Raw genomic sequence first — 16,310 nt, 5'->3', positions numbered from 1 at the left:
CAGCCTCAGCGGAATTCGAAGATCTGGCGGAAGACGCCGGGCGCGATGATCGACAGCGGGTTGATCACGAGGTTCGGCTTGGACGTTGCACCCGTCAGCTTGAAGGTGATCCCGAGCAGGCCACGGTCGCGGCCATTGCCGAGGATGGCGCCAATCACGGGCAATTCCCCAAACAGACGGTTGAGACCATAGGCGGGCATGAAGGTGCCGGTCAGATCGATCCTTCCGGCCTGGTCGCGGACGATGCCCTGGAAGGTCGCGCCGATCTGTTCCCCGCGCACGATGCCGTTTTCCACGCTGAGGGTGCCGTTGACCATGGCCAGACGGGCGAACGCACGCTGGAACCGGGCAGAGCTGACATCGATGTCGCTTCGAACAGCGTTGTTGAGGCTGCGCCCGTCGGCACCCGTCGGTGTCGAGACGATGGTCTGCAGGCGCTCTTCGTTCTCGACCTGGAAATTGCGCAGATCGAGATTGCCGCTCCAGGCGCCGTCGCGGGTTTCGGTGAGCCGCAGATTGGCAAGCCCGCCTCCGAGCCGCTTGTAGGTATCGAGGAAGCGCAGCACAGCTCCAGCGTCACTCGTCGTCACCGACAGTTCCCGCAGCCCTTCCGGCTGGCGCAGCTTCGCAACCAGCGCCTGGCCACTGCCCGTCACGCCGGAGAAATCCACGGCATTCACCCGGCCCTTGCCGGCACCATAGATGATCGAGACACCCGACAGCTGTTCGCCACCGAAGCCGAGCACGCGCTCGAACCGGCCCTCGATCCTGAGAGAGGTCCCGGACTTCGCCGTCTCACCGTCACCGGAGGGGTTCTGCAAGGTGGAGAGCAGCGAGCGAGCATCAAAGGCGCGCCCATTGGCAACGACCGAATAAACACCCTTGGTGAGCCGCACGGTCAGCGCGACATCGTCTTCAGGCGAGAGCCTTACCCGCGACAGATTGGCCGCCACAAGACCCCGATCGTCAGCCGAGAGATCGCCGGTCGCGCCGAACCCATCGCCATCCAGCTCGAACTTCTCGATCAGTGATTGCTCACCATTCTTGGACAGCTCGAACGTCGCCTTGGCGCCGATCCCCTGCCCCTTCGACCATCCTACCCAGGGGATGGTGAGCGTTGTGGAGCGCAGATCGACGGAGACGGCCTGACGAGTTTCATCGAGGCGGCGCAGTTCGAGTTTCATCGGACCATTGACGATCTCGCCGAGCCCGGGCACCAGCTTTTCGCGCGTTGCGTTGTCAAGCGTAGCCGTGACGACCCGTTCGCGTGCGACTTCGCCCTCGCCCTTCCGAACCGGTTCGGTGAGCTCGACCTCCATCGGGACGTCGTCGATGAGGGCCTCGGCGTCCAGTTTGGCCTTGTCGACATCGACCAGCAGCTTGCCCGTCACGTCGCTGATGCGCCGGCCGTCGAAAGGTTTCGCCACATCGACATCTTCCAGATCGACCTCAGCCATCCAGATCGGGTTCGGCGGACGCTGGTCCGGGACGAGACCGAGGCGGATCTTCGCCTTGCCCCGCACCTTTCCGGCAAAGTCATCGGCCTTGAAATCGACGGTGCGCAGGGCCTCGATCGGCTTGAACGACACCAGCTCGGCAACGGCATCCGCTGCACCACTGACATCGAGCTCCAGATCCGCCATCAGCGGCTTTTCATAGGCGTCCTGCAGAACGAGCTTCCCACGATCGAGGTTCACCATGCGTCCTGACGGGAAGAAGGAACCGGCCGAGCGGATGTCGACATCCACCCGTTCTCCCAGCATGTCGAAGCGCCCATAGACATCGCGAAGCGGCGGCAGATCACCGGTGAGGTTCAGCCGGGCATCCTCGAGATCGAAGCCGATCTTCAGCTCGTCGGCATTGAGGCGGACGGGCTTCGGATCGATCGACAGACGGTTCTGCGGAATGAAGACGTCGATCGTGCCGCGCGGGATAGTACCGCCATAGAGGTTCTCAAGCACCCATTGCCGGGGCTTGGAAGCAATCCAGTAGGGCCAGAGCTGCTTGACGACGCTGGTCGCCATATTCTGCACTTCCGCGTTGAAGCGGATCTCGGGACCCGTGCCGCCGAAGCGCACCTGCAGTTTGCCACGCATGTTGCCACCAGGCGTCGAGGCATCCAGCGTGTCGAGCTGCAGCATGTTCTCGCCGACCAGATAGCGACCATAGCCTTTCAGGAAGAACGGGAACGGTGTCTCGCCGGCCGTGGGCACATTCGCCCGCCCGTCCGTAACCACCAGATCGATGCCGAACCCCTTGCCAAAACTCGGTCCCTCCGGAAGCCGGTCGAGATCGATGATGCCACCCGAGAGCGGGAACACCGTCTCGCCGAAGCGCGCGACGGAATCGGCAAGTTCGATCGTGTCCTTGGAGAAGTCGTAGGAGAGCTTGAGCGCAGCGTCTGTCAGTTCCTGGCGCTGGCCATCCGAGTAGAAGCCGCCATTGCGCATGTTGATGCCGAGCGACACCGCCGGCGCCTGCCCGCCATCGGCTCGTCGTGCCGTCAAAAGCAGCTCGGCAGAGCCGTCGATGCCCTGACGTGCCTCACCGGTGCTGGAGCGCCGGAGCAGAAATGGCGTGACCCGCACATCGGCAATCCGCATCGTCAAAGATTCGGCACGACCGCCGACATTCGTGGTGAGCGCGGTGAGCTCCGTCTGCTGGCCATTGACCGAGACTGCGCCGAAGATCGACAGCGAATCGTCTTCGCCCCGCTCCAGCGCGACGTCATCGATCGCGATGATCAACGGTCGCCCGCTCGCACTGGTCGACTCGATCTCCAGACCGGCAAGACGCATGCGGTCGAGGCCGCCGCGCGCGATGATGCCCTGCAGCCTGTCGAGCTCTTCGAAAGCGCCCGCCAGCCGCGCCGGAACCTGGTCGATCCGGAGACCGCTCAGATCGATCGGCTTGCCCTTCGGCAGCACCGTGGCATCGAGATTGATACCCTCACTCACCACTTCACGGATCACGAAACGACCGCCGAGCAGGGCAAGTGGTTCGACGATGAAGCGGACGGATTGGGTCAGGGCCACCTGCTGGCCACCGGCCTGCTCATGCAGGGTGACGTCGCGCGCTTCGACCGTCAGCTCCATGCCGTCAGAGAATCGGACTTCGGTGCCGCCGATCTTGGCTGTGAACTGCCCTCCCAGGGCATTGTTCAGAACCGCTTGGGCGCGCTGTGCCAGTGCTGCATCGAGAGTACCGCTTTCGACCACCGCATAGACGGCGAAGAACACCACGAGCCAAAGCCCGGCAAAGCCGGCCAGCACCCTGAGAAAGCGACGGAACAGCGACCGCTTCGGCGGTGGACAATGCACGATGAGGGGATCTTCGGCCTGAGCGGACGGAAGGGCATGCAGCGGCACGATGTCCCGCTTGCGAAACCGTAGCTTTTCGCCCCGGATCTCAGACATGTGCTGGTGATTGTCTCCGTCGACCGATGCCGCTAACAAGTCGCTCTGGACGACTTCGGAGCGGACTATATATCGATGATGCCCAGATTCACTCATAAAACGGGCAAAAGAAAGGTTATCCCATGACGGATTTGACTGCCGGGGAAAAGGCCCCCGATTTCTCCCTGCCCCGCAACGGCGGCGGCACCGTTTCGCTCTCCGATTTCACCGGAAAACCAGTCGTTCTCTACTTCTATCCCAAGGACGACACGAGCGGCTGCACGACCGAAGCGATCGACTTCTCGGGCCTCAGCGCAGAGTTTGAAAAGCTGGGCGCGACCGTGATCGGCGTCTCGCCCGATTCGGTGAAGAGCCATGACAAGTTTGCAGCCAAGCACAGCCTGTCTGTGGTGCTTGCCGCAGACGAAGAGCACACGGCACTGGAAGCCTATGGCGTCTGGAAGGAAAAGAGCATGTACGGCAAGACCTATATGGGTGTCGAACGCTCGACCTTCCTGATCGACGGATCTGGCAAGGTGGCCGAAGTCTGGCGCAAGGTGAAGGTTCCTGGCCATGCCGAAGCCGTGCTGAAGGCCGCGCAGGCCCTCTGACATGCCCGAGATGACGCAGCCCGAGACGGCTTTTCACTCCCTTCGCGGCGCTGCCACACTTGCAATCCTGAGCGCCGACCTCGACGAGAAGACGGCGCTCGCACAAACGGCGGCGATCCGCTGGCAGGAACGCCGCCTGTCCTTGCGCTCGCCGCTCGATCCACCGCTTCCCGATCGACCAGGCCGCCCGGAGAAACCGGAACTTGTTCCACCCAAGGCGGTCGGCAAGCGGTCGCTGCATACGCTGCCAGGGCGTGTGGCGCTCCTGCATGCGCTCGCCCATATCGAGCTCAATGCCGTCGATCTCGCCCTCGACATCGTGGCCCGCTTTGCCACCGAGCCCGTGCCGCATTCCTTCTTCGACGGCTGGATGAAGGTGGCCTTCGAGGAAGCCAAGCATTTCAACCTGGTGCGCGATCGCCTGCGGACACTCGGCGCCGACTATGGCGACATGCCGGCCCATGACGGCCTGTGGCAGGCCGCCCATTCGACCAAGAACGACCTGACGGCCAGGCTCGCGGTGGTGCCCCTCATTCTCGAAGCGCGCGGCCTCGACGTGACGCCGGCACTGCAGGAGAAGATGCGCGAGACCGGGGACATCGACAGTGCCGACGTCCTGAAGGTCATCTACGAGGACGAGAAGGGCCACGTGGCTGTTGGCGCGAAGTGGTTCCGCTTCCTCTGCGCCCGCGAAAAGCGTGACCCGGCGCGCGCCTTCCAGGACCTTGTGCGTGCCAATTTTCGCGGCCAGTTGAAAGCGCCTTTCAACGACGTGGCCCGCGCCGAAGCCGGCCTCACGCCATCCTTCTACCGCTCGCTTTCATCCAAGAACAATTCCTCGGTTTGAACCGCAATTCCAATCGCCTAACGCTTCATTAACCCTAATTATGCGTAACTCCTAAAAGCGGGAGCAGACAGGCGACTCACCGCCATCGGACACTCGCGCGGCAGCGATTGATCGAGCAGGAATTGGGGGTCAGCGTGGCGACGACTTCAAACAACCAGGTCTTCGGAAAGCGCAAGGTGCAGCACGTCGTCATCCTGGCGAGCGGCGACCGGATACGCCACATGACGATCCGCCCCTGGATGATTGCCCTCACCGTCTGCTTTCTTGGCACAATGGCCATCGGCTATCTCGGCGCCACGACCTACCTCGTTCTGCGCGACAATCTGATCGGCGCCACCATGGCGCGGCAGGCACGCATGCAGCACGAATACGAAGACCGAATCGCAGCGCTGCGCGCTCAGGTCGACCGCGTTACCTCCCGGCAACTGCTCGACCAGCAGGTCGTCGAGGAGAAGGTGGAAAAGCTCCTCGAACAGCAGATGGCTCTGACATCACGGCATGGCCGGATCGGCGCCCTTCTCGAGGGCACCCCCTCTGATCCCCTGCCCGCTGACGGACCGGTCCCGGCCGAAAAGCCTCTCGTCGACGGCAAGGATCAGGCAGCTCTCGCAAACGGCACCGAAGCTTTCGCGGCTCTCCTCGGGGGCGAAGGCGCATCACGTCCATCAGCGACAACAGAGAAACCGCCCCTCGCCCTCGGCTATGTTCCGATGACTGGCGAAAATGTCGCCGATCGTGCCGACCGCCTCTTCTCCCACATGACCTTGTCCCTGAAAGAGATCGAAGCAGAGCAATTGCAGCGCATCGATCAGCTGGCAAGCGGCGCCTCCCAGACAGCGGACGAGATCGCCGCCATTCTCAAGCGACAGGGCGTGCCGATTGAAGAGGTTGCAGCTCTGCCGGTGGCAGACGCCGTCGGCGGTCCTTACCTGGCGCCGCAGTCGGACCGCGACTTCAATGCCTCGATCAACGCGCTCGACGCCGCCCTCAACCGTCTTGAAACCGTTCGCGGAACCGCAAAACGCCTGCCCTTTGCCAATCCGGCGCCGGGCCAGGAAATCACCAGCCGATTCGGCAATCGTCCCGACCCCTTCTTCGGCGGCCTTGCCATGCATGCGGGGATCGATTTCAGGGCACCGACCGGCACAGACATCCGCTCGACGGGCAGCGGCAAGGTCGTCACTGCAGGCTTTTCCGGCGGCTATGGCAACATGGTCGAGGTCGACCACGGTCTTGGCCTCACCACCCGTTACGGCCACATGTCCCGCATTCTCGTCAGCGAAGGCGACACGGTTGAACCGGGCCAATTGATCGGTCTTTCGGGTTCTACGGGCCGGTCAACGGGGCCGCACCTGCACTACGAAGTCCGCCGCAATGGGGATCCCGTCGATCCGATGCGTTTTCTCAATGCCGGCATGAAACTGACGCCGCTGATCAATTGATGCGGCTATTCGAAAACCGGAAACTCGCCTTATGCGACACCCAGAAAGCGAATGCATTATAATTGGTTTGCTCAACTCTTGCCAATTAATGGTGAAGATTAAGCCTTTGTAGGGGTAAATCCGCCTGTTTCCTTGACTTTCCGGCAGTTTCCCACTATTCGCCGCAACCATTGGAGCCCAATCTCAAGGGCTATAGAGCGATGTTCGCGAGAACAGGAACGGAAACTACTTCCCTTTGACCACTTTTGCTGACCTTGGCCTGAGCCAAAAAGTCCTTTCTGCCGTCACTGATGCCGGCTACACGATCCCGACCCCAATCCAGGCAGGCGCCATTCCGCCGGCCCTGCAGCGGCGGGACATTCTGGGCATTGCGCAGACTGGCACCGGCAAGACGGCATCCTTCGTTCTCCCGATGCTGACGCTGCTCGAAAAGGGCCGCGCCCGGGCCCGCATGCCGCGCACGCTCATTCTGGAGCCGACGCGCGAACTGGCAGCCCAGGTCGCTGAGAACTTCGAGAAGTATGGCAAGAATCACAAGCTCAACGTCGCGCTCCTGATCGGCGGCGTGTCCTTCGACGAGCAGGACCGCAAGCTTGAACGCGGCGCAGACGTCCTGATCTGCACGCCCGGCCGACTGCTCGACCATTGCGAGCGCGGCAAGCTCTTGATGACCGGCGTTGAAGTCTTCGTCATCGACGAAGCCGACCGCATGCTCGACATGGGTTTCATTCCCGACATCGAGCGTATCGCAAAGATGATCCCCTTCACGCGCCAGACGCTTTTCTTCTCGGCAACCATGCCGCCGGAGATCCAGAAGCTGGCCGACCAGTTCCTGCAGAACCCCGAGCGCATCGAAGTCGCACCGCCGTCCTCGACGGCGAAGACCGTGACCCAGCGCCTGGTTGCCTGCCACAACAAGGATTACGAAAAGCGTTCGACGCTGCGTGACCTGATCCGCGCCCAGGACGACCTGAAGAACGCGATCATCTTCTGCAACCGCAAGAAGGATGTGGCCGACCTCTTCCGTTCGCTTGAGCGCCACGGCTTCTCAGTCGGCGCCCTACATGGCGACATGGATCAGCGCTCGCGCACCACAATGCTGGCAGGCTTCAAGGCCAATGCGATCACGCTGCTCGTCGCATCCGACGTGGCAGCCCGTGGTCTCGACATTCCGGATGTCAGCCACGTCTTCAACTTCGACGTTCCGATCCATGCCGAAGACTATGTTCACCGCATCGGCCGTACCGGCCGTGCTGGGCGGTCGGGTGCAGCCTTTACCCTGGTGACGCGCAGCGACACCAAGTTCCTCGATGCCATCGAAAAGCTGATCGACCAGAAGATCGAATGGCTCGATGGTGATCTGTCGGCGCTTCCGGCGCCTGCGGAGAGCCACGACGAAAGCCGTGGAAAACGCGGCCGCGACAAGGGTCGCGAGCGGCGCGGCGGTCATAAATCCGATACGCGCAGCGAGTATGTCAAACCGGTAGAGGAACAACAGGTGGTAGAAGCGGTGAAGGTCGAAGTGGTCAAGGCAGAACCGGTAGCGGCGGAACGCAGAACGGACAAGCGCCGCGATCAGAACCCGCGCAACAACCGCAACAATCCGTCGCCGGCCAATGACGACAACCGCGATCGTCGTCGCAACCGTCACCATGACCATGACGACGGCCCGACGCCTGTTGGCTTCGGCGATGACATCCCTGCCTTCATGCTGATCGTTGCTGCCGCAAAGGCCTGATCCCTTGGGTCAGCCAGGTATCGATTTCCCCGGTCTCGGGGTTGGTCTTGCCATCCTTCGGGATGGCAAACTGCTTTTGTGCAAGCGCATGAAGGCACCGGAAGCCGGCCACTGGAACATCGTGGGCGGCAAGGTCGACCATATGGAGCCGGCAGAGACTGCCGCGCGCCGTGAAGCCGAGGAAGAGACGGGGCTGGAGATTGGCGAAATCCGCTATCTCGGCCTGACCGAGCAGCGGATCGAGGCGGACCGCCAGCACTGGATTTCCCTGCTCTACGTCACCGATGACACGACCGGCGAGCCGCAGCTCACCGAACCCGACAAGCTCTCGGAGATTGGCTGGTTTGATCTCGACGATCTGCCGCAGCCGCTTTCGGTCTTCACACAGACAGTTCTGACTTATCTGCGCTGAGCGGCTTCCCGCTCGGTGACCCGGATCGCGGCATCGAGCGCGATCCGCGCCCATTTCGCCATCATGTCGGGATCATCGAGCGCCTCGTCGGGGACCGTCCAGTAGGGCATGGCAACGGGCCTGCCATTGCGGCCCTCATAGCGCCAGCGCTTGGCGCCGGCTTCCTCCAGCAGTGCCGCACTGTCGTCATCGCCTTTCAGCATCAACTCCCCGCGCAGTTCGAGCGCAAAGATGATGCCGCGCGCATAGATGCCCTTGCCGCCGAACATCCGTCGTATCGTCACAGGGCCGACCGCCTCGAACATCTCCTCGATTGCCGCATTGTCCATGTTCAGTCCCTCAGGATGCCACCGGCTGCGAGAATAGCCTCGGGCGTATCCACATCAAGACGAGCGGCGGATCCGATTTCGACATCGATGACGGCAAGGCCTGCACTTTCGATTACCGGTCGCGCACCGATATCGCCCTCAAGCGCCTTCAAGGCCTCGAAGGTGGCAGCCGGCAGAACGACGGGATTTCCCCGCTGGCCATCGGAAACTGCACGCACGATCGCCTTGCCACCTGCCTTGCGATAGGCCTGGGCGAGTGCCGCGATATCGGCGGACGAGACGTTCGGCATGTCGGCGAGCAGCACCATCATCCCGGGCAGTCCCTGTGCCTCGATGGAGGCAAGTCCCACTTTCAGCGAGCTTGCCATGCCGCTCGCAAAATCCGGGTTCTCCTCCACCTGCGCGCCAAGCCCTGAAAGAGCCTCGGCGACCTCCGCGCTGCGATGACCGGTGATTACAGTGACCGGCCCACACTTCGCCTCCACCGCCTGCCGGACCGAGCGCCGTACAAGCGGCTCGCCCTCGAATTCAGCCAGTAGCTTGTGCCGCCCGCCCTCGCCCATCCGGCTCGCGCGACCCGCAGCAAGCACCACCAGCCCGAATGCTGCAGGATCGGCGTCTGCAGTTGCGGCAAGGCGCGGCAGCGGACGGCTCGGAATCTCCATCAAGAGGCCTCCTACACCCCAGCCTGTCATCTCGGCCCGATCGGGTGGATGACCGGCGAGGATCCTGTTCAGCACCCAGTCGAAGCCGTTTTCCTTCGGCGACCGGGCGCAACCGGGCGCGCCAATGACCGGCACGCCATCGACATGGCCGAGCACAAGCAGATTGCCGGGATCCACCGGCAGGCCGACCTGGGTGACGTCGCCACCCGCCAGCCGGATGGCCGAGGGGATGACATCCTCTTGATCGGCAACCGCTGAGGCGCCGAAGACGACGATCAGGGGCGGATCATCTCGTTCAGGCAGTGTTTCCTCGAGAGCCGCACGCAATGCCTCTGCCACAGCCTCGGCCCGATGGGCCACGCGCCGTTCTGAAACCAACCGGCTGGCCAAGGGCATGAGCCGGGCTTCGAGCACGCGCGCCGTCTTCTCCATGACGGACGGTTTGAGCGACGGCAATTGCGTCGCAATGAGATGGACGCGATGCGCGCGGTAGGGGGCCACTTCGAAGGCGCGAGTTTGCTCAAGGATCGTCGTCGCGCGCTCCACGCTCGCACCTGCGACCGCCAGCGGAATGATCTTGATCGTCGCCACGAGATCGCCGGCCCGCACGTCGCGACGATCGCTGAGACAGGCCAAGGTGATGTCAGGGTCCACGGCATTGAACCGATCGACGACAGACCTTTCCGCCAAAAAGAGCCCGTTTTCGCTGGCGTAGAGATTCACCCGCCCCGTCGAGGCGGGACTACGGCTGAGACCTTTGGGCTGGATGGCGCCACTCAGTCTCTCGGCCGCCTCATCTTCCGTCAGGTCACTCGGCTCGAGGCGACAGGCGATCACGGTTGAGATGTGCTCGGCGGTCAGACGCGCGATATCGGCGGCCTGCAGGAGATGGCCTTTCGAAAGCTTGCCGGAGGCGAGTGGCTGGGAATGAGCGAGGATCGTACCTTCGGCCTCGACGGTCGGGATTGGCCCGAACTTCATGCGGAGGCCTCTTGCGGAATCGAGGCGGAGACGAGGCTGCGCCTTCTGAGCGACTGGATGATCTCACCGAGGATGGCAACCGCGATCTCCGCCGGTGTGGCGGCACCGATATCGAGACCGATCGGGGCGCGGATGCCGGCAAGGAGATCAGCATCCAGACCGACCGCCATCAATCGCTCGACGCGCTTTGCATGGGTTTTGCGCGAACCCAGCGCGCCGACATAGAAACAGCCGGCGTTAAGGGCTGCGATCAGACCGGTATCGTCGATCTTCGGATCATGGGTGACGGCGACCATGGCGCTGTAGCGATCAAGCGGCATGCTCGCAAACACGTCGTCAGGCCAGTCGGCGCGTAGGTCGATGCCGGCGAAGCGCTCGGGGGTGGCGAAGGCCGTGCGCGGATCGATGATGGTCACCGCGAAGCCGGCAAGCGCCGCCATCGGAGCCAGCGCCTGGCTGATATGCACGGCGCCGATCACCACGATCCTCGGCGGCGGGAGATACACGTTGAGGAAGAGGCTCCGACCGTCGATCTCGACCATACCCGACTTGCCGGAGAGCAGCCGCGCCTCGATTTCCTGTCCGAGGTCACCAGTCGGCACCTGATCTTCCGAGATCAGCCGGGACGTTCCTGCGGCGAGATCGCTTACCAGCACGGCGCCGCGACGATCGCGCTTGGCGGAATTCAAGGCCGTAAGCGTCGAAACGTCCATCAGCCGAGCCTCTCGACATGCACGCGGATGCGCCCGCCACAGGAGAGCCCGACGCGCCAGGCAGTCTCGTCGGCGACACCGAACTCCAGCATCTTTGCTGCCCCGTTCTCGATGACGTCGAGCGCTTCGGTAATGACGGCCCCTTCAACGCAACCGCCGGAAACCGAGCCTTCGAAATTCCCCTCGCCGTCGATGACAAGATGGCTACCGACCGGGCGCGGTGCCGAGCCCCAGGTCTCGATGACAGTGGCGATGGCGACGGACCGGCCTTCGGCGTGCCAAGTCTCGGCAATCGCGAGTGGGTCGCGCAGAATGGTCTCTGTGGTCATGACGGGCTCCTTCCAGAACCGAGGTAACGCTTCGGGTCGCAGTCTCGATCCGGTGCGCCGGACAAAGATTGCACCAGATCCGAAAGGACTTCCAGATTGTGCACCGAGCGCAACTCGTCGACATGCGGCAGCATGGCGCGGACGCCCCGTGCGCGGGCCTCGAAACCGGCAAAACGCAGCAGCGGATTGAGCCAGACGAGGCGGCGGCAGGAGCGGTGCAGGCGATCGGTTTCCCGCGACAGAAGCTCCACCTCGTCCCGCTCCAGCCCGTCGGTGATGAGCAACACGACGGCGCCCTGCCCCAGCACGCGCCGAGCCCAATGCCGGTTGAAGAGCTTCAGCGTCTCGCCGATACGCGTGCCGCCCGACCAGTCGGCGACGGCATCGGTGCATTGGGCGATCGCCTCGTCCGGGTCACGGTGGCGAAGCTGGCGGGTGACGTTGGTGAGCCGGGTGCCGAACAGGAAGGTGTGCACCCGGCGGCGGCGCTCGGTCAGCACATGGAGAAAATGCAGGAAGATGCGGGTGTACTGGCTCATCGAGCCGGAGATGTCGGCGAGGATGACGAGCGGTGGCGGCTGTTGCCGGCGCTCGCGGAATTTCGGCAACATCAGGTCACCGCCGGTACGCAGCGATTGCCGCATCGTCGCCCGCGGATCGATGATCCGCCCGCGGGGTGACAGCCGATAGCGACGGGTCTCGACCAGATCGAGCGGCATGGCGAGCCGTTCGATGGCGCGGCGGGCTTCCTTAAGCTCGCTGGCGGTCATCTGCCCGAAATCGAGCCGGCGAAACACCTCCTGGCCGGAAACCGTAAGCCGCGCATCGATCTCGACATCGGGCTCGTCGCGCGGCTTCGGCTCACGGCTCTTGTCGGCAAACAGCGCGTCACTGACCCGCGCACCGCCAGCCTTCGGCTTCTGCCGCTCGCCAATCGCCGCGACCGGCGACATCAGCGCGATCATCTTGCCGACGATATCCCGCGAGCGCCAGAAGATCGAAAAGGCCTCGTCGAAAACGGGCTGGTCCTCGTGGCGTTTGACGAAGATGGCCGACAGCGCCGCATGAAACTCCACGCGCGAGCCGAAGCCGATCGCATCGATCGCGGCGATGGCGTCGATCACAGCACCCGGCCCAGGCTTCAGGCCAGCCTTTCTCAACACGCGCGCGAAATGCACGATATTGTCGGCAAGCCGCCCGTCCCCTTGAGCCGGTGGCGGCACGACGATGCCGTCGCGTCCGCTGCCCTGGTGCGGCCCGAAGGTTTCCATCTCAGCCAGCCTTCGCCAGCAACTCGGCCTTGACCTCGGAAAGCAGCTTTTCGCCTTCGCTCCCCTGAATGCGGGCAATGTCCTCCTGATATTTCAGGAGCGTGCCCAGCGTATCTGCAATTGTCTCCGGATCGAGTGCGAGGCGATCGAGTTCGGTAAGCGCTGTCGCCCAGTCGATGGTCTCTGCGATGCCAGGGTTTTTGAAGAGATCGACGGTCCTGAGCTTCTGCACATAGGCAACGATCTGTCGGGAGAGCTGCTCGTTGCAGCCCTTCACCTTGCGCCTGATGATGGCGAGTTCGTCGGCAGCGGCCGGATAATCGACCCAATGATAGAGGCAACGACGCTTCAAGGCGTCGTGCACTTCGCGCGTCCGGTTGGACGTCACAATGACGATCGGCGGCTCGGCGGCCTTCACCGTTCCGAATTCGGGGATCGTCACCTGGAAATCGGAGAGCACTTCAAGCAAAAACGCCTCGAAGGCCTCGTCGGTGCGGTCGAGTTCATCGATCAGGAAGATCGGCGCCCGGCCGGGCTGTCCCTCAAGCGCCTGCAGGACAGGGCGGCGGATGAGATAGCGTTCGGAAAAGATGTCGCTCTCGAGCCGCGAGCGGTCCGAGACGCCCGAGGCCTCAGCCATGCGGATTTCCAGCATCTGGGCCGGATAATTCCACTCGTAGACGGCGGAAGCGACGTCGAGACCTTCGTAACACTGCAGTCGGATCAGCGGACGGTCGAGGGCCTTGGCGAGCACCTTGGCGACTTCGGTCTTGCCGACGCCCGCCTCGCCTTCCAGAAACAGCGGACGCTTCATCCTGAGAGCCAGGAACAGCACAGTCGCAAGCGGCTTTGCCGCCAGATAATCCTCCGCCGACAGAAGATCGATGATGCCATCGATCGTCTCCGGCAGGACCTTTCCCGAGGTTTCTGCCATGTCTCCTCCCATGTTTGAGCGGAAGCTTATAGCGTGCGGTAGCCTCGGTCCAGATAGATGAGCGACGGCTCACGCGCGCCGAAATGTACCGCCCTCACTTCACCGAAAAGCACCGTATGCGTGTTGGTGACCTTACGGTCGGTGACCACGCAGTCGAAGGCGACGATCGCATCGGAGAGCACGGGCGAGCACGTCTCCATAACCTGCCATTCTGCAAGCGCGAAACGCTCTTCGGACGTCAGCTTGCCGAAGCCGGCAAAGGCATTGGCGAGATCCTGGTGATGGGCACCCAGCGTATTCAAGGCAAAATGTCCGCTCTCGAACAGCACGGCATTGCTCGGATTGCTGTTGTTGAGGCAGGCGAGCACGGTCGGTGGACTGTCGGAGACAGAGCATGCCGCCGTGATCGTCACGCCACGCCTGACACCCTCATGCTCCGTCGTCACGATCTGCACATGCCCCGCATAGCGGCTCATGGCTTCGCGATAGGCGACCGGATCCAGACCTTGCATGCTCAAATTCACGTCTCCCCTTGAAGGCATCCCCCGTAGAAACCGCAATATGGGCCGCGGCCCTTACCTTTTCCACAACAGGAGAACGATTTCGTTCCAACCACCCCACGAAGGCCGGAAAGCCAGCATTTCCAATTGGCTGCGCTTTCGGCTAGGATTGCGCCATGATGCAGAAGCCCCTGTTGAAACTTGCTCTCGCAACCTCGCTGCTCCTGGGCGTCAGCCTCGGCGCGCCCACGGCCGCCGAGTTCAAGATTGCGGTCGTCGCACCCCAGAATGGCCCTTTCGCAGTGCTCGGAGACCAGGTTCGCCAGGGCGCAACCCTGGCTGCGGGCAAGCTCTCGATCACGCTCGTCGAAATCGACGAGACCTGCAGCGAAGGCAGTGGCAAGGTGATTGCGGACGCGATTTCGGCAGCGGGTGCCACAGCCGCCATCGGATTTCTTTGCAGCGAGAGTTTGAAGGACGCCCTTCCCGCGCTTAAGCAGGCCAATGTGCCAGCCCTCACCCTTTCGGTTCGCTGGAAGGGATTGATGGAAGATGCGATCAAGGCGGGCTCGCCGCTCTTCCGCCTGGCGCCGAATGCCGACCAGGAGGCTGCCAAGCTCTCGGATGTCATCCTGCGCGACTGGGCGGGTTCAGCCGTCGCCCTTCTCGAAGACGGCACCATCCGTGGCCGGGAACTGACAGAGGCAATCCGGACGAGCCTTGAAGAGCGCGGCCTGAAGCCCGCCTTTGTCGATACCTTTCGTCCGGGCCAGGAGCAGCAACTGACGCTTGTCCGGCGCGTGAAAGCTGCCGGCATCACCCACGCCTTTATCGGAGGCGACCGCGGCGACGTGGCGGTCATCGCCCGTGACGCGAAGGCGGAAGGCCTGTCGCTGACCCTGCTCGGCGGCGAGGCCATGCGCGCGGCCGACGAGCCTGTGCCTCTGGAAGATGGCGTGCTCGCAGTCGGTCTGATCGAGACACCCCAGGAGCCTGCCGCCGCAGCGCTTGCGGCTGAACTCACAGAGGCGAAGATCACGCCGGAAGGCTATGTCGTGCCCGCCCATTCAGCCGTGACCATCCTTGCGGATGCCTGGGGCATTTCCTCAGCCATGGGCACGCCCGTCGCGGATGCCCTCATCGGCACGACCTTCGAGACGGCGCTCGGCCCGGTCACCTTCGGCGAGGATCACGAACTGACCGAGAACCCCTATCGCCTGCTGGAGTGGCAGGGCGACCGGTTCGTGCCGGTGCCGGAAAAGACGCAGTAAAAGCCCTCAGTCGCGATAGGGCCAGAAGGCCTGGCTGAACACCCCGCCATCGACCCAGATTGTCTGGCCGGTAACGAAAGCCGATTGCGGTCCGGCGAGGAAAAGGATCGGACCTGCGATATCCTCCGGCGTGCCGACGCGGCGGAGCGGCGTGACGTCTCCCCATGTCTTGGCGTAATCGGGCGCCTCAGCCTGCGTGCGGGCCGTCTCGATGGCGCCCGGCGCCACGCAGTTGACGCGGATCTGATGCGGCCCGAGCTCGACGGCAGACACCTTGGTCAGCTGCTCGATGCCACCCTTGGAGGCGGTGTAATCGACGAGCTTCGGGAAGGCATGTTTGTTGCAGCCGGAGCCGAGATTGATGATCGCCCCACCTTTACCGGCAGCGACCATGCGTCGGGCGACACGCTGGGTATTCAGGAACGTACCCTTGAGATTGGTGCTGATCACGGCATCCCAGCGCTCTTCGGAAAGCTCGAGCATCGAGGCCCAGGTCTGGATGCCGGCATTGTTGACCAGCACATCGGGTGTCTGGCCCGCCCAGACAATCACCTCGTCGAGGAAGGCTTCGATTGCTGAACTGTTGGCCACCTCGCATTCTCGGCCCACGGCGCGCCCGCCAAGCGCTGCGGCCTCCGCCTCGACTTCGGCAGCGGCATCACTCTGGCCAAGATGGGTGAAGGCGACGTCATAACCCTCGCGCGCAAAGGCCGAGACCAGATGCCGGCCGATGCCGGAGCTGCCACCGGTGATGATTGCGAACTTGGCCATGTCGTCCTCCCAGACTGCTTTGATGTGTCCGAGGGATGAAGGGCCAGGCGGCGATCGTCAAGGGCAGGCATGGCGATGGGACGTTCTCATCCCAAGGCATG

15 protein-coding genes are annotated in these 16,310 nt (G+C 63.1%); 6 read left to right on the top strand and 9 right to left on the bottom strand.

The features are described from left to right. Positions 1-5 precede the first annotated feature (5 nt). Positions 6-3,416: a hypothetical protein gene (locus AC02Y0_RS07315; RefSeq protein WP_476383295.1), complete on the bottom strand. Its 3,411-nt coding sequence runs from the start codon at positions 3,414-3,416 to the stop codon at positions 6-8. A gap of 122 nt (positions 3,417-3,538) precedes the next feature. Here AC02Y0_RS07315 and bcp point away from each other — a divergent pair, with 122 nt between their 5' ends. The 5 genes from bcp to AC02Y0_RS07290 all read left to right on the top strand — a co-directional run bounded on the left by bcp (position 3,539) and on the right by AC02Y0_RS07290 (position 8,445). Further along, on the top strand, positions 3,539-4,006 hold the full coding sequence (gene bcp, locus AC02Y0_RS07310) for a thioredoxin-dependent thiol peroxidase (protein WP_476383294.1): 468 nt from the start codon (positions 3,539-3,541) through the stop codon (positions 4,004-4,006). 1 nt (position 4,007) lies between these two features. Then, entirely contained in the window at positions 4,008-4,853 is an 846-nt protein-coding gene (locus AC02Y0_RS07305) for a ferritin-like domain-containing protein (protein WP_476383292.1), read from the top strand. A gap of 134 nt (positions 4,854-4,987) precedes the next feature. Next, positions 4,988-6,295 carry a M23 family metallopeptidase gene (locus AC02Y0_RS07300; RefSeq protein ID WP_476383291.1) on the top strand — a complete coding sequence of 436 codons (1,308 nt, stop codon included), beginning with the start codon at positions 4,988-4,990 and terminating at the stop codon, positions 6,293-6,295. Positions 6,296-6,530: 235 nt separating this feature from the next. After that, positions 6,531-8,033 (top strand): DEAD/DEAH box helicase, encoded by a 1,503-nt coding sequence (locus AC02Y0_RS07295; protein WP_444558443.1) that lies wholly within the window; start codon positions 6,531-6,533, stop codon positions 8,031-8,033. A 4-nt stretch (positions 8,034-8,037) separates the two neighbouring features. Beyond that, positions 8,038-8,445: an NUDIX domain-containing protein gene (locus tag AC02Y0_RS07290; protein ID WP_476383290.1), complete on the top strand. Its 408-nt coding sequence runs from the start codon at positions 8,038-8,040 to the stop codon at positions 8,443-8,445. Here AC02Y0_RS07290 and AC02Y0_RS07285 read toward each other — a convergent pair. The 7 genes from AC02Y0_RS07285 to AC02Y0_RS07255 are packed head-to-tail and all read right to left on the bottom strand — an operon-like array spanning position 8,433 to position 14,179. Next, the gene (locus AC02Y0_RS07285) at positions 8,433-8,774 is read right to left on the bottom strand and encodes a TfoX/Sxy family protein (protein WP_476383289.1); all 342 of its coding nucleotides are present in this window, start codon (positions 8,772-8,774) and stop codon (positions 8,433-8,435) included. The genes AC02Y0_RS07290 and AC02Y0_RS07285 overlap by 13 nt on opposite strands. Before the next feature lie 2 nt (positions 8,775-8,776). Then, positions 8,777-10,420: an NTP transferase domain-containing protein gene (locus AC02Y0_RS07280; protein ID WP_476383288.1), complete on the bottom strand. Its 1,644-nt coding sequence runs from the start codon at positions 10,418-10,420 to the stop codon at positions 8,777-8,779. Further along, entirely contained in the window at positions 10,417-11,133 is a 717-nt protein-coding gene (locus tag AC02Y0_RS07275; RefSeq protein ID WP_476383287.1) for an XdhC family protein, read from the bottom strand. Before AC02Y0_RS07275 ends, AC02Y0_RS07280 begins: the two co-directional genes overlap by 4 nt. After that, complete coding sequence (locus tag AC02Y0_RS07270) at positions 11,133-11,462, bottom strand: XdhC family protein (protein WP_476383286.1); 330 nt, start codon at positions 11,460-11,462, stop codon at positions 11,133-11,135. The genes AC02Y0_RS07275 and AC02Y0_RS07270 overlap by 1 nt, the downstream gene beginning before the upstream one ends. Then, positions 11,459-12,733 carry a vWA domain-containing protein gene (locus tag AC02Y0_RS07265; RefSeq protein ID WP_476383285.1) on the bottom strand — a complete coding sequence of 425 codons (1,275 nt, stop codon included), beginning with the start codon at positions 12,731-12,733 and terminating at the stop codon, positions 11,459-11,461. Before AC02Y0_RS07265 ends, AC02Y0_RS07270 begins: the two co-directional genes overlap by 4 nt. Before the next feature lies 1 nt (position 12,734). Then, positions 12,735-13,667 carry an AAA family ATPase gene (locus AC02Y0_RS07260; protein WP_476383284.1) on the bottom strand — a complete coding sequence of 311 codons (933 nt, stop codon included), beginning with the start codon at positions 13,665-13,667 and terminating at the stop codon, positions 12,735-12,737. 26 nt (positions 13,668-13,693) lie between these two features. Further along, entirely contained in the window at positions 13,694-14,179 is a 486-nt protein-coding gene (locus tag AC02Y0_RS07255; RefSeq protein WP_476383984.1) for a flavin reductase, read from the bottom strand. A gap of 179 nt (positions 14,180-14,358) precedes the next feature. On the opposite strand from AC02Y0_RS07255, the gene AC02Y0_RS07250 reads away from it, so the two are divergent. After that, positions 14,359-15,438, top strand: coding sequence for an ABC transporter substrate-binding protein (locus AC02Y0_RS07250; protein WP_476383983.1), 1,080 nt, complete (start codon positions 14,359-14,361; stop codon positions 15,436-15,438). Positions 15,439-15,444: 6 nt separating this feature from the next. Here the strand turns inward: AC02Y0_RS07250 and AC02Y0_RS07245 are convergent, their stop codons facing one another. After that, a complete protein-coding gene (locus tag AC02Y0_RS07245; RefSeq protein ID WP_476383283.1) occupies positions 15,445-16,209 on the bottom strand; it encodes an SDR family NAD(P)-dependent oxidoreductase in 765 nt (254 codons plus the stop codon). Positions 16,210-16,310 lie beyond the last annotated feature (101 nt).

Source organism: Allorhizobium sp. nf9_anc (assembly GCF_056323085.1).
This window is presented reverse-complemented; position numbering and strand designations above follow the sequence as displayed.